The organism is Flavobacterium sp. CFBP9031 (assembly GCF_034044945.1).
In the GTDB taxonomy this organism is placed as follows: Bacteria; Bacteroidota; Bacteroidia; order Flavobacteriales; family Flavobacteriaceae; genus Flavobacterium.
Genome location: NZ_JAXCWF010000009.1, coordinates 205,863 through 221,479, shown reverse-complemented (window position 1 = coordinate 221,479; position 15,617 = coordinate 205,863). Strand labels below are relative to the sequence as shown.

16 protein-coding genes are annotated in these 15,617 nt (G+C 32.8%); 11 read left to right on the top strand and 5 right to left on the bottom strand.

The features are described 5' to 3' along the window. Positions 1–171 precede the first annotated feature (171 nt). On the bottom strand, positions 172–552 hold the full coding sequence (locus SOM12_RS16385; RefSeq protein WP_111365661.1) for a hypothetical protein: 381 nt from the start codon (positions 550–552) through the stop codon (positions 172–174). A gap of 35 nt (positions 553–587) precedes the next feature. Then, on the bottom strand, positions 588–944 hold the full coding sequence (locus SOM12_RS16380; protein ID WP_091494460.1) for a roadblock/LC7 domain-containing protein: 357 nt from the start codon (positions 942–944) through the stop codon (positions 588–590). A gap of 180 nt (positions 945–1,124) precedes the next feature. On the opposite strand from SOM12_RS16380, the gene SOM12_RS16375 reads away from it, so the two are divergent. From SOM12_RS16375 to SOM12_RS16340, 8 genes are all read left to right on the top strand, one after another. Further along, positions 1,125–1,340, top strand: coding sequence for a hypothetical protein (locus SOM12_RS16375; protein ID WP_095928396.1), 216 nt, complete (start codon positions 1,125–1,127; stop codon positions 1,338–1,340). Between the two features lie 119 nt (positions 1,341–1,459). Further along, entirely contained in the window at positions 1,460–2,056 is a 597-nt protein-coding gene (locus SOM12_RS16370; RefSeq protein ID WP_095928395.1) for a lipoprotein signal peptidase, read from the top strand. Positions 2,057–2,198: 142 nt separating this feature from the next. Next, positions 2,199–5,357 carry a UvrD-helicase domain-containing protein gene (locus tag SOM12_RS16365; RefSeq protein ID WP_320494282.1) on the top strand — a complete coding sequence of 1,053 codons (3,159 nt, stop codon included), beginning with the start codon at positions 2,199–2,201 and terminating at the stop codon, positions 5,355–5,357. An 81-nt stretch (positions 5,358–5,438) separates the two neighbouring features. Continuing rightward, on the top strand, positions 5,439–6,632 hold the full coding sequence (kbl, locus tag SOM12_RS16360; RefSeq protein ID WP_320494281.1) for a glycine C-acetyltransferase: 1,194 nt from the start codon (positions 5,439–5,441) through the stop codon (positions 6,630–6,632). A 113-nt stretch (positions 6,633–6,745) separates the two neighbouring features. Then, a complete protein-coding gene (locus tag SOM12_RS16355; RefSeq protein WP_320494280.1) occupies positions 6,746–8,227 on the top strand; it encodes an OmpA family protein in 1,482 nt (493 codons plus the stop codon). Between the two features lie 63 nt (positions 8,228–8,290). Beyond that, on the top strand, positions 8,291–11,053 hold the full coding sequence (locus tag SOM12_RS16350) for a PD-(D/E)XK nuclease family protein (protein WP_320494279.1): 2,763 nt from the start codon (positions 8,291–8,293) through the stop codon (positions 11,051–11,053). Between the two features lie 53 nt (positions 11,054–11,106). Then, positions 11,107–11,355 (top strand): hypothetical protein, encoded by a 249-nt coding sequence (locus SOM12_RS16345; RefSeq protein WP_320494278.1) that lies wholly within the window; start codon positions 11,107–11,109, stop codon positions 11,353–11,355. Next, positions 11,352–12,026 carry an ATP-binding cassette domain-containing protein gene (locus SOM12_RS16340; RefSeq protein WP_095928512.1) on the top strand — a complete coding sequence of 225 codons (675 nt, stop codon included), beginning with the start codon at positions 11,352–11,354 and terminating at the stop codon, positions 12,024–12,026. Before SOM12_RS16345 ends, SOM12_RS16340 begins: the two co-directional genes overlap by 4 nt. A gap of 6 nt (positions 12,027–12,032) precedes the next feature. Here SOM12_RS16340 and SOM12_RS16335 read toward each other — a convergent pair whose 3' ends face one another. Further along, positions 12,033–12,176 carry a hypothetical protein gene (locus SOM12_RS16335; RefSeq protein ID WP_172426846.1) on the bottom strand — a complete coding sequence of 48 codons (144 nt, stop codon included), beginning with the start codon at positions 12,174–12,176 and terminating at the stop codon, positions 12,033–12,035. Positions 12,177–12,449: 273 nt separating this feature from the next. Here SOM12_RS16335 and SOM12_RS16330 point away from each other — a divergent pair, with 273 nt between their 5' ends. Beyond that, positions 12,450–12,785, top strand: a complete 336-nt coding sequence (locus SOM12_RS16330; protein WP_250834922.1) for a hypothetical protein — start codon at positions 12,450–12,452, stop codon at positions 12,783–12,785. 24 nt (positions 12,786–12,809) lie between these two features. Next, the gene (locus tag SOM12_RS16325; protein ID WP_320494277.1) at positions 12,810–13,184 is read left to right on the top strand and encodes a hypothetical protein; all 375 of its coding nucleotides are present in this window, start codon (positions 12,810–12,812) and stop codon (positions 13,182–13,184) included. 85 nt (positions 13,185–13,269) lie between these two features. Here SOM12_RS16325 and SOM12_RS16320 read toward each other — a convergent pair whose 3' ends face one another. Beyond that, positions 13,270–14,046 carry an alpha/beta fold hydrolase gene (locus tag SOM12_RS16320; RefSeq protein ID WP_320494276.1) on the bottom strand — a complete coding sequence of 259 codons (777 nt, stop codon included), beginning with the start codon at positions 14,044–14,046 and terminating at the stop codon, positions 13,270–13,272. Positions 14,047–14,211: 165 nt separating this feature from the next. After that, the gene (locus SOM12_RS16315; RefSeq protein ID WP_320494275.1) at positions 14,212–15,015 is read right to left on the bottom strand and encodes a TIGR00266 family protein; all 804 of its coding nucleotides are present in this window, start codon (positions 15,013–15,015) and stop codon (positions 14,212–14,214) included. A gap of 177 nt (positions 15,016–15,192) precedes the next feature. On the opposite strand from SOM12_RS16315, the gene SOM12_RS16310 reads away from it, so the two are divergent. Beyond that, positions 15,193–15,549, top strand: a complete 357-nt coding sequence (locus SOM12_RS16310) for a hypothetical protein (RefSeq protein ID WP_320494274.1) — start codon at positions 15,193–15,195, stop codon at positions 15,547–15,549. The last annotated feature ends 68 nt before the right edge of the window (positions 15,550–15,617 follow it).

The following is a 15,617-nucleotide window of genomic DNA, read 5'->3' as shown; positions in this document are numbered from 1 at the left end:
TTTGTGCTTTGAAAGAAATTATTTATAATTAATCAAAATAATTTTAAAGAGAGGGTATTGGTTTTTGTAAGAACTATTTGGTTTGACTCTTTTTGGTTTTTTGTTTGCTATTCAAATAAAAAAAACCGCCTTTATAAAGACGGTTTTTTCAGTGTATTGTATTTTAAGAAGTTATGCTAGATTTTTTTCAACATCAGCTTTGTGTTTTCTTAAAATAGCTCTTGTCATGCCTAAATTAGCTTTTGAAGCATCAGCAGCAAGATAAATCATGAATTTTTTGTTTGGAGAAATATCGATAATATGAATTTGATTAGAAAGAGTAATCAAAATATCTTCGATGTCCTGGTTTAGGTTTAGTGCTTTTACAGCGCTCAATTTAGCTTTTACAACTTCTAAGTTATAAGCTGCTGCAAGTTCAGGATCAAAACTTGGATCGATAGTTAAATTTCCAAAGCTTAATCCAGATTCAATTTCTGTTACTGCTACAGCGATAAAGCCGTTTACGTTGCTTTTCATTTCGTTCAAAAACACGTTTAAAAAATCATTGCTCATAGTTCATTTGGGTTAATTTGTTAATAGAATTTATATTATTTCAATAGGGAATTTTTGCTTAATTCTGCAGAAACTTCTTCTGTAGAGCGCATCAATAATGCTAGATTGCTTCCTTCTTTAGAGAAAGCAACGATAAAGTTAGAGCCGCTTATTTTGTTTCCAACAATAACGCCTTCGGCACTTTTTAGATATAATTGTTTTAGAGAGCCTTTTTCCAAATCAATTAAGAATTTTTCGCTCATAGATAAAATAGCTGCACTCATTGCGGCAATACTGTCGCCGTAATCAAGATTTAAGGAAGTGATAAGTTTTCCTTTTCCATTTAAAATTAATGCAGCAGTAGATTTTGTGCTGACAAGAAAGTCATTTAGTGTGGTTGTGATTTCATTCATTTTTTGTAGGATTTTGGGAGGAATGTTAAATTCAGTTTGTGTTGGTATTCGTTTTTAAAAATTAATTCAAGTTATCCTAAACAAGTGTTAATTTTTATTAACAAATATAAATTAAATTATGTATCATTGTAGTACCAAATCAGTAATAATTTAAATTATTTACTACAAAAAACTTACATTATGGCTAAAGTATTGAAATTCAAAGAAGTAAACTCTGATGTAGAGCGCAGAATGAAAGAATTTGAAAAACTGCGTGTTAAGTTTAAAGCTGATGTAAAAAAGGGAGAAGCTAAGAAATTGGCGGCCGGAAAAGAAAGCAAAGGGATATTCAAGTCCATTTCAGAATTTTTTTCCGACAGTCCAAAGACACCAGCAAAAGCTGCCGTAAAAAAGTAAACTTTACTCGGTTTAGATTAGCAGATAAACTTGTTTAGTTTGTTACAAAACAATTAACGCTCCTTTGGGAGCGTTTTTTTTGATTAAATTGTTATTTTTGCGCATCAAAAAATTATAAAATGTCATTACGAAAAGCGTATTTCCTTATATTCTTAGTTTTAATTGTTGATCAGCTTTCTAAAATTTATGTCAAAACAAATTTCGTTTTAGGCGAAGAATTTGTGATTGCTGATTGGTTTAGAATTCATTTCATTGAAAATGAAGGAATGGCTTGGGGAACAAAAATTCCTGGAGAGTATGGAAAATTAATTTTGACCGTATTTAGAATCTTTGCAGTTGTTGGAATTGGCTGGTGGCTTTCTGATTCAGTAAAAAAGCGTCATTCGAATTATTTAATAGCAGCTATTGCATTAATCTTTGCTGGAGCAGCAGGAAATATTATTGATTCTGTTTTCTACGGGGTTATTTTTGATGATAGTACACATAACTTAGCGACTATTTTTTCTCCAGTTCCATACGGAACATGGTTTCACGGTCTGGTTGTAGATATGTTTTACTTTCCAATTTGGGAAGGAGAGCTTCCAAGTTGGCTTCCAATATTTGGCGGAAAACACTTTGCTTTCTTTAATGCGATTTTTAATGTAGCCGATGTGGCAATTTCTACAGGTGTAGGTATACTGTTAGTTTTTAACAAAAGAGCTTTCCCAAAACACTAATTATTTTTAAAAATACAACATAAAAAATTCCAAATTCTAATATTTGTTTGCAATTAGTGCTTCAAAAATTAGAATTTGGAATTTTTCATTATTGGGATTTAATATTTAATTGTGCTATTTTTACAATACTAAAACTAAACTTATGCAAAGTCCGTCTTTTTCCATTTATGATGCTTCTGCGGGATCAGGAAAGACGTATACTTTGGTAAAAGAATATTTAAAGATTATTCTTTCTTCTCCAAAAAACGATGCGTACCGAAATATTTTAGCCATTACTTTTACCAACAAAGCGGTTCATGAAATGAAAAGCCGTATTGTTGGGAGTCTGTCTGAATTTGCAAAAGACAACCCGTCTCCAAAAGCCGCCGATTTGATGGAGGACTTATCGCGCGATACTGGACTTTCGATTATTAAAATTAAAACCAAATCGCAGCAAATCATTAAGCACTTAATTCATAATTATGCCGCTTTTGATATTTCTACAATTGATAAATTTACCCATAAAGTTATTCGTGCTTTTGCTCATGATTTGAATCTTCCGATGACTTTTGAAGTTACTTTGGATACCGAAAATTTATTGGTTGAAGCTGTTGATGCTATTATCGCACAAGCTGGAGAAGACGAAACATTGACCAAACTGCTCATTGATTTTACAATGGAAAAAACCGATGATGACAAAAGTTGGGATGTTTCTCGAGAAATTCTCGATACAGGAAGATTGGTTTTAAATGAGAACAATAGAAATGAAATTCTGCATTTTCAAGATAAAACTATTGAAGAGTTTGTTGAGATTAAAAAGAAGATGCAAGTGCTTTGTAAAGAGCTAGAAGATGTAAATGAAGGTCTTGCAACGAAAGCAATTGAATTGATTGATAAAAACGGAATTGATCCAAAATCATTTTCGAGAGGGACTTTTCCAAATCATTTGCAAAGTATTCGAGATGGAAAATTCAATCCAAAAAATAAAACCTTTCATGAGTTTGATGATATTGCGATTAACAAAACGGCAAAAGACCGAGCGTTAATTGAAAATATTATTCCAGAATTGCTTCAAATATTAAAAGAGGTTTATCAAAACTTTGAAAAAAGAGATTTTTATAAAGCTTTTTTAAAAAATATAACACCACTTTCTTTGCTGAATACTGTGAGTAACGAGCTTGCAAAAATTCAGTCAGAACAAAATGTCTTGTCGATTTCAGAATTCAATGCGATCATTCATCGCGAAATTCAGAATCAGCCAGCACCTTTTATTTACGAACGTTTGGGTGAGCGTTATCGTAATTTCTTTATCGATGAGTTTCAGGATACTTCAGAAATGCAATGGCAGAACTTGATTCCGCTTATTGATAATTCGCTTTCTGGTCTAGATGATTACGGAAATAAAGGAACTTTGATGATTGTTGGAGATCCAAAACAATCTATTTATCGCTGGCGCGGAGGAAAAGCAGAGCAATTTATTGAATTAAGTAAAGAAGAGGTGGCTTTTTTTCATCATGAAAAAGTAGTGAAGCATTTAGATACCAACTATAGAAGTTATAGTGAAGTTATTGAATTCAATAATGCTTTCTTTAAATTGATTTCGACTGAATTTACAAATGAAGATTATAAGGATTTATATGAAAATCACAGTTTTCAAAATACGAATTCAAAAAAAGGCGGTTATGTAAATATTTCTTTTCTTCCGATTGCTGAGAAAAATGAATCTGTAGATGAAGAAGAAGTGGTAGAGAAATCTGATTTGTATGTTTTGGCAACTTTAAATACAATTCGAGAAGTTGTTAAACAGGGTTTTGAATATAAAGATATTGTAATTCTGACCAGAAAAAGAGATCAAGGAATTGCGGTTGCAAATTATTTGACGGAGCAAGGCGTTCCGCTTCTTTCTTCGGAAACTTTAATGATTCAAAATGCATCAGAAGTTCGTTTGATAGTTCATCTTTTGAGATATTTAAACAATAGTGCCAATTTAGAGTCGAAAGCCAACTTTTTGCATTTTCTTTCGTCGACAAAAGATTTGTCAATGCCTGTGCATGATTTCATCGCTTTGGGAATGAGTCATAGGTTTGAAAAAGAATTTGAAGAATGGCTTATGACTTTTGATGTTTCTTTTTCGTTTGAAGATGTGCGAAAGAAATCTTTGTATGAAGCGGTAGAAATCATCATTTCTAAATTTATTCTTCCGTCGGAAGGAAATGCTTATGTGCAGTTTTTTCTAGATATTGTTTTAGAAAGAGATATTCGAAATCAATCTGGTGTTGCAGATTTTTTGATTTTCTGGGATAAAAATTCCGAGAAATTTAGTATCCCGTCTCCAGAAGGAAATAATGCTGTCCGTATTATGACCATTCATAAATCTAAAGGATTAGAGTTTCCGGTTGTAATTATGCCTTTTGCGGATGAAGATTATAATAGAAAACCAAAAGATAAGTTGTGGCTAGATACGGAGGAAATTGATTTGGGAGTTCCAAAAGCTTTGGTTGATAATAGCAGTGCTGTTGAGGGTTTTGGCGAAAGCGCTTCGGCAGTTTTCAATTTGAAAAAACAAGAAGAGCTTTTAGATAATATAAATGTGCTATATGTTGCGCTAACTCGTGCTGAAGAACAGTTATATGTAATTTCTCAATCGCTAAAAGCTAAAAGCGATGGCGAATATCCGAATAACATGGCTTCTTTTTTTATTAAATTCTTGATTAATCAAGGGATTTATGAGGAAGAAAAATTGAATTACGAGTTTGGGAATAAAACCAGATTGTCAAAAAATACAATAACGGTAGATACAGTCAAGTCTATTCCTGTTGTGAGAGAGGTTTTAAATCCGAAAAATATTAAAATCGCGCAGCGTGAAGCTTTGATGTGGGGGACGCATCAGCAGGAAGCTATTTCATATGGAAATATTGTTCATGAGATTCTGGCTTATGTGAAAGATAAATCAGATGTTGATTTGGCCGTAACAAAATCTATCGAAAATGGTTTGATAACGTACGACCAAGTAGATCAGGTTTTGAAAACCCTAAAAGAAATTGTCAATCATCCCGAATTGAATATTTGTTTTGATGGAAAAGATAGGGTTCTGAATGAACAGACCATTGTGCAAAAAGAAGGAAGGATTTTAAAGCCAGATAGAGTTGTGTTTTTGGAAAATAAACAAGCCTATTTATTGGATTATAAAACTGGAGCTGTTAATGCAAAATATCAGCAGCAAATTCAGGAGTATCAAGATGCAATTGAAGATTTAGGATATACGGTTCTAAAAAAGGCATTAGTGTATATAGGAACCGAAATTGAAGTGGTAAATTTGTGAAAAAATTAATCAGATGTTAAAGAAAAACGAAGCTTTATTTTTGTTAAGCTGTTAATTTTTAACGTTTTAAATAAATATAAAATGTACGGTAAAATAAAAGAACATCTGCAAAAGGAATTGCAGACAATTGAGGAAAATGGAATTTTTAAAAAGGAACGTATTATTACGTCTCCTCAAGGTGCAGAAATCACAATTTCGACAGGCGAAACAGTGTTGAATTTTTGTGCTAATAATTATTTAGGACTTTCTTCTCATCCAGAAGTTGTACAGGCTGCTAAAGATGCAATGGATACGCATGGTTTCGGAATGTCTTCTGTTCGTTTCATTTGCGGAACACAAGATATTCATAAAACATTAGAGAAAAAGATTGCTGATTTTTATGGTACAGAAGATACCATATTGTATGCGGCAGCCTTTGATGCAAATGGAGGAGTATTCGAACCTTTGTTAGGAGAAAACGATGCAATTATTTCAGACAGCTTAAATCATGCTTCTATTATAGATGGTGTTCGTTTATGTAAAGCGGCTCGTTATCGCTATGAAAACAATAATATGGAAGATTTGGAGCAGCAATTAATAAAAGCAAATGAAGCAGGAGCTCGTTTTAAATTAATTGTTACTGATGGAGTTTTCTCTATGGACGGTCTTGTAGCGCCATTAGATAAAATCTGTGACCTTGCTGATAAATATGATGCAATGGTTATGGTAGACGAATGTCACGCGGCTGGTTTTATTGGAGCAACAGGAAAAGGAACTCTTGAGGCAAAGGGAGTAATGAGAAGAGTAGATATTATTACGGGAACTCTGGGTAAAGCCTTAGGAGGAGCAATGGGAGGATATACTACTGCGAAAAAAGAAATAATCGAATTATTGCGTCAGAGATCTAGACCTTATTTGTTTTCAAATTCATTGGCACCTGCAATTGTTGGGGCTTCTATAAAGGTATTTGAGTTGTTAGAAAAAGACACTGCACTTCGTGATAAGCTAGAATGGAATACCAACTATTTTAAAGAAGGTATGAAAAAAGCAGGTTTTGACATTATTGATGGAGATTCTGCAATTGTGCCTGTTATGTTGTATGATGCAAAATTGTCTCAAACGATGGCAAATGAACTTTTGAAACAAGGGATTTATGTTATTGGGTTTTTCTTTCCGGTGGTTCCAAAAGATAAGGCTAGAATACGAGTACAGTTGTCTGCGGCGCATGAAAAAGAACACCTGGATAAAGCTATAAATGCCTTCACAGTTGTCGGTAAAATGTTAAAAGTTATATAATTACCACTTTGGTCAAATTTTTGTAGGTTTTTTTTAACATTTCATTTTGTATTTAAAAAATTTGGTGTTACTTTTGCTTGTAATTAACTAAATTGTAATTAAAAAAATTAAGTATGAAACATCTTAACAAACTTTTAGTTGCTGTATTGATGGCGATGGGTTTAAGTTCTCACGCGCAAGACAGTAACAATCCATGGGCGATCTCTTTCGGGGTTAATGCTGTGGATACTAGAACAAGTTCAGGAGCTGGTAGCGGATTTTTTGATCAGCACTTCTCTCAGCCATTCGCTGTAAAAGACAATTGGAATATTCTTCCTTCTCTATCTTACATTGGAGTAAATAGATATGTTGGACACGGTTTCTCAGTTGGTTTACAAGGATCTGTAAACAAAATTGATAAAGCTGTTTATTTTAGACCAACTGCTCCAGGACATGATGGAAGAGGTAACGTTGTAACTAATCCTGGTGACTTAATGTACTACGGAATTGATGCTACTATCAAATACAGCTTCCAAGAATTAATCAAATCTAAAGTGATTGATCCTTCGTTATCTGTTGGTGGAGGTTATACTTTCTTAGGAGATGACAGTTTTGGAACTGTTAACCCAGGAGCTGGAATCACTTTCTGGTTTACAGATGCTATTGGTCTTGAGCTTGCTACAAGATACAAATGGGCTGTTGCTTCAGGTTCTGGAGATAATCCAGGAAGAAATGACTACAATGGAGAAATTGATACTCCATCTCACTTCCAACACACTGCAGGTTTAATTTTCAAATTCGGAGGTAAAGATACTGACGGAGACGGAATTTATGACAAAGACGATGCTTGTCCAGATGTTGCTGGTTTGAAACAATTCAACGGATGTCCTGATACTGACGGTGACGGAATCGTTGACGCTTCTGATGCTTGTCCAGATGTATTTGGTTTAGCTGCATTAAACGGATGTCCTGATACTGACGGAGACGGAATTGCTGATAAAGATGACGCTTGTCCAGATGTTGCTGGTTTAGCTGCTTTAAAAGGTTGTCCTGATACTGACGGAGACGGAATCGCTGATAAAGACGATAAATGTCCTACAGTTGCTGGTCCTAAAGAAAACGGTGGTTGCCCATTCTTAGATGCTGATAAAGATGGTGTTGCTGATAAAGATGATGACTGTCCAACAGTTTATGGTCCTGCTAGTAACAGAGGATGTCCAGAAGTAACTTCTGAGGCGTTAGAAGATCTTAAAGTTCAAGCTAGAGCGGTATACTTCAACTCAGGAAAAGCTACTTTCAAAACTGGAGATAAAGAAACTCAAGCTAGATTAGATGCAATTAAAGAAATCCTTAAAAACTATCCAAACGCGAAATTCTCTATCGAAGGACACACAGATAGTACAGGTTCTGCTAAAATCAACCAAAAACTTTCTGAAGACAGAGCTAAAGCTGTGTTAGATGCATTAGTTCAAAGAGGTGTAAACCCAGAGAACTTAGAGTCTAAAGGATTTGGAGCTAGCCAACCAGTTGCAAGTAACAAAACTGCTGCAGGTAAAGCACAAAACAGAAGAACTGAAATTAGACACATTGGTTCTAAATACCAAGGTAAACTATAATTAGTTTTCTAAATAAACAGGAAAAGCCATTCTTAATTGAATGGCTTTTTTTATTTTTATCCTATGGTAAATACTTCTTTTCTTCAAAAAATTGCCTCTATTGTAATTCAGGACTTTGCAGGCAAACTTTCTGAAATAACAATAATACTTCCTAATAAAAGGGCAAAAGTTTTTTTGATCGAAGCTCTTAAAAAAGAGACTTCAAGAACTATCATTGCTCCAGAGATTACAAGTATAGAAGATTTTGTTCAAGATGTAGCTTCAATTCGTTCGGTTGATTCGATTGAGCTTTTGTTTGAATTTTATGAAGTTTATTTATCTATTACAGAACAAAAACAACAACAATCTTTTGAGCTGTTTGCAAACTGGGCAAAAACGCTTCTACAGGACTTTAATGAAATTGACAGATATCTTCTGGATCCTTCGCATATTCTGTCTTATCTGAAAGATATTGAAGATATAAAAAGATGGGGACTAGAAGTAGATCAAAAAACAAAGCTTCTTGAAAACTACATAGATTTCTGGAAGTTACTTCCGTTGTACTACGAGTCGTTGTACAATCATTTGCTTTTTAAGTCAATTGGATATCAAGGTTTGATTTACAGAGAAGCGGTAAATAATCTTAATCATTTTTCAAATACTATTGGAAACCGTACATTTATTTTTGCCGGTTTCAATGCTTTGAATGCTGCCGAAGAAAAAATAGTACAGCATTTACTAGCTTTAGATCAAGCTAGAATTTATTGGGATGCCGATCAGGCTTTTCTAAATGATCCATATCATGATGCAGGACTTTTTTTAAGACGATTTAAAGAAAGTTGGAAACATTATAAATCAAATGTTTTTGAATGGATTGTTGATGATTTTTCACAGTCAAAAAACATTCAAATAATAGGAACTCCAAAAACAATTGGCCAAGCAAAATTGGCTGGAAGTATTATTGAAAATTTAATAGATCAAAACCCAGATGCTTCACTAGATAAAGTTGCAGTGGTGCTAGGTGAGGAAAACTTATTGGTTCCTGTTCTATACTCGCTTCCTTCATCTGTTGGGGCATTAAATATTACGATGGGATATTCTGGGAAAAATAATCCGTCTCAGATATTTGTCGCCAAATTATTTAAAATGCACACCAATGCGCTTTCTCGAAAAGGAGGCAGTTATGTTTTTTATTATAAAGACGTGCTTGATATTTTGACGCATCCTTTGGTGGAGCCGTATGCGAATGCACATAGATTGGTACGAATTATAAAAGAGAATAATTATACTTTTATTACGCATCAGAAAATTTTAGAACTTCATCCTGAGTCTTCAAGTTTTTTTAATTTGTTATTTGAAAAATGGGAAAAAGGTTCTGTTACGGTTTTAAAAAACATTTCGGCTTTATTGATCGCGATTAAAGATCATTTTAGCAATGATAATGAAGAAGAAAAAATTGCGAAAGCTTTTGTTTATGGCGTTTTTAAAGTAATCAATAAGCTTATAAATTATTATTCAAAACATCATCATATCGATAATATCGATACACTGCATTCGATTTACAAACAGATTATAGATTTAGCGGAAGTATCTTTTGAGGGTGAGCCCTTACGAGGTTTACAGATCATGGGGGTTTTGGAAAGTCGTGTTTTGGACTTCGATACTGTCATTATAACTTCTATGAATGAAGGTAAATTCCCGGCTGGAAAATCGCAGAATTCATTTATTCCTTATGATGTAAAAAGAGAACTTGGCCTTCCAACTTTTAAGGAAAAAGATGCGATTTATACCTATCATTTTTATCATCTATTACAAAGGGCGAAAAATATTTATTTGATTTATAATACTGAAAATGACGGATTAGATGCTGGAGAACGAAGTCGTTTTATTACGCAACTAGAAGTCGAGAAGAAACTACAGCATAATATTACTTTTGATATTTATAATCCTGATCTTCCCAATACAGCTTACGAGCCTATTTCTGTTGCTAAGTCTGAATTGGTAATGGAGCGATTGAAGGAGATTGCTGTTAATGGTTTTTCGCCCTCAGCGTTGACTAGTTATATTCGGAATCCGATTGAGTTTTATTTTCAGAAGATTTTGAGAATTCGTGAAGTGGAAGAAGTGGAAGAAAATATTGCTTTGAATACTTTAGGAACAATTATTCACGAAACATTAAAAACGCTTTATGAGCCTTTTATTGGGAAATTTATTTCTGAGAATGATCTTTTAAATTGTTTTAAATTACTGGATGATGAAGTGCTCAAGCAGTTTAAGCTAGTTTATAAAGAAGGTGAAATCAAGAAAGGGAGAAATCTTTTGGCTTTTGAAGTCGCAAAACGAAATGTGGCTAATTTCTTGAGAATGGAATTAGAATCGGTAAAAAACAATGAAGCGATTCAGATAATTGCTTTAGAGCAGACTTTTGAACGCGAGTTTGTTCATCCAAAATTGCCGTTTCCTGTTTTAATTAAAGGAAATGTCGATCGAATTGAACGTCGAGATGGGAAAATCCGAATTATCGATTATAAGACCGGAAAAGTAGAAAAGTCTAATGTTATATTGAAATCTTGGAATGGATTAACACAAGAGCTTAAAAACGACAAAATCATTCAGGTTTTGGCTTATGCATTCATGTTTGAGAAAGAAGCAGGCGGACTTCCGATAGAAGTTGGAATTATATCCTTTAAAAACTTGAAATCGGGTTTTTTACCTTTTGGCTTTAAAGAAGAAAAGGATCTAGATGTTATAGTGTCACCTCAAATCTTGAATTCTTATTTGGAAGAAATTGCTAATTTGCTAGCGGAGATTTTGGATATTAATATTCCTTTTGAGGAAAAAATCTAGAACATCTTATCAGGAAATTTAGAAACATATTTGAATTTTATAAGACGACTTTGATGGTGAATTTAGCCGTTTCTGCCATTGCATTTCTTTTTGGAGGATTTAATCATTTTTTATTGATGATAGCTACACTAGGTTTTGCTTCAAGCATTGGATTTAAAGAAATATATCGCCAAAACGAATATTTGTTTTATAGGAACAATGGTCTTTCAAAAAGAAGGCTTGTGTTTTGTAGTCTTTTGCTAAATTTTGGTTTTGTATTTCTGTGTGCGGCGATTTGGATTTTAATTCAAAAAATATCTTGAAAAAACATATTCTTGAAGTCAGCGGAATTCAAAAAAGCTTTAATAATAAATTATTGCTTTCGGATATTTATTTGAAGTTGGAAACAGGTCAAGTAATAGGCTTGTTTGGCAGGAATGGTTCTGGAAAATCTACCTTGTTGAAAATTATATTTGGAATAGTGCCAGCTTTGGATAAAAGTATTTTTGTTAACGGAATTTCAAAAAATAACGCCTCTACTTTGTTAAATGAAATTGGTTATCTACATCAAAACCAATTTATTCCAAATCATTTTTCGGTTTTGCAAACCATTTTGTTATCTGTCGATAAACAAAAAGCCCACTTTGTTTGTGAAGATGATTTTTTAAAATCTCTTTTAAATCAAAAAATTAGGGATTTGTCTTTTGGAGAATTGCGATATCTTCAAGTTAAATTAATACTTTCTAATCAGTCAAAATTTGTATTATTAGATGAGCCGTTTAGTGGTTTGTCTCCTAAAATGATAGAAATTGTAGCTTTATTAATTAAAGAAAATTCTCAAGAAAAGGGAATAATTGTTACAGATCACAATTATAGAAGTGTTATAGAAATTGCAACAGATTTAAGAATAATGAATAATGGTAAGTTGCAGATAATCAATGAAAAAGCCGAACTTATGCAGAAAGGTTATCTGATAGATTCGGCAATTTTTTAGATGCTTTTAGCTGAATATTTTTTTGAAAAAACCTTTTTTAGATTTTTCTTCAGAAGTCGAGTTGTTAATGTGTCCGTTTTCAATACGAAATCTTCTAAACTTCTCCAGTTTTACATTTAAGTCAAAGCGTAATTCGTCAACAGTTTTCATTTTATTAAATTTTTTTGCAAAGCTATAGAAAAACTTTTGTCAAATGCAACAATCTATAAATGTTAATTTTAGAAATGAGTTTTGTTAAGTAAAATGTTACGTTTTTAGTGTTATTTGCTTTTTATGTTAATTTTTTTTGCAGATTTTTTGCAAAAAAATAGGATTAATTAAGTGATAAATAAAAGTGCGTCAGTACGTTATACTACATCTTTTTTTAACAAGTGTTTATCGCGCAATTGCCAATATTAAAATATCTTTGGCGCTTCCAAAAACATGACAAATAAGAAAATGATTGATTTACAAACACTAGTAGAAGAGACTGGCGCAGAGTCTGGACTAAGTTTTAATATTGATGGAATCTTGAATGAGTCTGTTAATTTAGAATACGACGGGAATGTTGCAGCAATGATCGGAATGATTTTAAAGATGTGCCTAGAAATGTCTGAAGACGTTAATAATGGAGATCTTAAACAAGTTATGATAAAAAATAACGACGGAATTGTTGTAGCAAGCAAAAATCAAGATGATAATTGCATCGCGTTGCTTTCTAAAGATTTAAGCAAAATGGGTCTATTGCTAAGAAAAATGGATTCTATTTTTAACAACTAATTTAAAACCAAAAATTTAATACACATGTCAGATTTTTTGCAAAATTTTCAAAACGATTTAAAAGAGAATGTTAACGGATTCATCGCTGTTACGGTTACAGAAGTTGAAACAGGAATGTCTTATTGCTCTCTAACAGTAAAATCTGATTTTGATCCAGAATTGGCTTCAGCTTATAATTTAGAAGTCGTAAAAGCTAAATTAAATGCACTTAGAGCTTTAGGATTAAATCAAAAAATTAATGATATTTTAATTACCCTTACAGATCAGATTCATATTATTGATGTTTCTGAAGATGGAAGATATTTTATCTACTTAGCTGTAGATTCTACTAAAGCAAATCTTGGTTTAACAAGAGCGACTTTATCTAAATACAAGAAAGACATTACTTCAAAGTTATAACGATATTTTGCCCCCAAGAATGAGAAAAAGGCTATTTCAACCCTAGGTTAGAAATGGCCTTTTTTGATCCTGATTGTTTTGATTTTTATTCGAAGAAATCTAATAAAATAGTTTTTAGAGCTTCTTTGTTTTCAATCTGGCTCATATGCCCGTCTTCAAAAGAAACCAATTCTGCTGTCGTATCTTCGATTTGTGAAAGACTTTCTTCGTAATTTAAAACAGGATCTTTTTTTCCTAATATCAATAAAATCGGAAATAAATTTTTGCGAACCAGTTCTTCTCGGTCTTTTCTAATTTTCATGCCTTCCTGAGAAGCGATAATTCCTTGTAAAGGTGTTTTTAAAGCTTCCGTTTTTACTTTTTCGATTTCTTCTGCTAATCGAATTCTGTTGTTTTCGCTGAATAAATTTGCAATCGCTAAACTTACAAAATTGACATAATTTTGTTTTACAGCTTTAATGGCTCGGGTTCTGTTTAATTTTTTCTCCGCGCTGTCTTCTTTTGAAGTGGAGTTTAGTAAAACTAATTTCTGAATTTTTTCTGGGTATAATTCGGCGAAAGCCAAACCAACATAACCTCCCATTGAATGCCCGACAATTGTAGCTTTTTCAATATTCAAATGCTCTAAAACTTCATTTACAACGCCTGCATTGTCTTCCATTTTATGGACATATCCTAAACAATCAGATTCACCATGACCTAATAAGTCGATTGCTACAACGCGATATTTTTCTGAAAACAGATTATTATATTCTAACCACATTTTTTTGTTTTCAAGAAAGCCGTGAAGTAAAACTATTGTGTTTCCAATTCCAGAATCTGAGTATGATATTTTAGTATTCTTGTATAAAATCGTTTTCAAAATGAAGATTTTTTTTGTGAAAGCACAAAGTTAAGAAAGCTGAAGTAAAATATCATGATGTCTTGATTTAATTGGGAAATCTTTAAAAGAGTTATAAAATTATTTATGATAAAATAGCATTTGTGATAATGAAAATGGCCTTCATTTCTGAAAGCCATTCTAAAATTAAAATCGGTTATCGCCATCCAAAAGATTTCCTAGTCCACCAAGAAGACTTCCTTCATCACGGCTATTTCCACCAGATCGTGGCGCCGAAGCAATAATACGGTCAGCCAATCTTGAGAATGGTAACGATTGTATAAAGACTGTTCCTGGACCTTTTAAAGTGGCATAGAATAATCCTTCGCCACCAAAAATAGAATTCTTAATGCCGCCAATAAATTCAATATCATAATCTACATCTTTGGTAAAACCAATAATGCATCCAGTATCTACTTTTAAGACTTCGCCAGGAGCTAACTCTTTTTTAGCCATTGTTCCTCCAGAATGCACAAATGCCATTCCGTCTCCTTCAATTTTCTGCATGATAAAACCTTCACCGCCAAATAAGCCGCGACCTAGTTTCTGAGAAAATTCAATTCCGACAGAAACGCCTTTGGCAGCGCATAAAAAAGAACTTTTTTGACAGATAAATTTACCTTGAAATTGGGTTAAATCTATTGGGAGAATTTTTCCAGGATATGGTGATGCAAATGAAACTTTACTTTTGGTGTGGCCCTGATTTAAAAACGCCGTCATAAACAAGCTTTCGCCAGTAAGAACTCTTTTGCCTGCATTTAAAAGTTTGCCAAACAAACCCGAACCTTGTTGTTGAGAACCGTCTCCAAATATAGTTTCCATCTGGATATTGTTTTCCATCATCATAAAACTGCCTGCTTCGGCAATTACAATTTCTTGTGGATCCAATTCTATTTCCACATACTGCATTTCTTCTCCAAAAATCTGATAATCTATTTCGTGTGTTTGCATTATTTCTTAGGTATTTGTTTTTAAAATTAGACAAAAAATGCTGTCGAATGTTACAGTGTTTATCGTACTTCTACTGTTTTTAAGAACTTTAAATGATTTTGTTATTTTAAATTAGTCTTAATTACGTGTTTATTTGCTTTAAATTCTATATTTTTGCATCGTTATAATTTTATCAGAATGTCATTAGTTAGCGATTTGACCACCAAAATATTATTTGAGACCGAAAAAGGATACAGTTACCAATGTGATTTGACCAATAGTATAGTTATTAATTTTGTTGATACTATGTCAAGTTATAAAATTCAGGATTTTTTGATTTTTCAAAGAAAGGTTAATAGTGTTGATATTCTTAACATGCTTTATGACTTATCTGATCAATCAGATGCACAGCTGATTGAAACTACCAAAAGAAATTTTTCTAGAAATCTTACTATCTGCGAAATAGTGCAGTTAAGAGATTTATTAAACGGAACAAAATTTACCCTAAACCTGCATTCTATGCTTTGCAATATGGTAAACGTCGAGCTTATTTAGATTCTTACTTAGATTAAATCCAAATTTTCAAGGGGTTACGATCGGCTTCTTTAATTTTTGTAATTTTA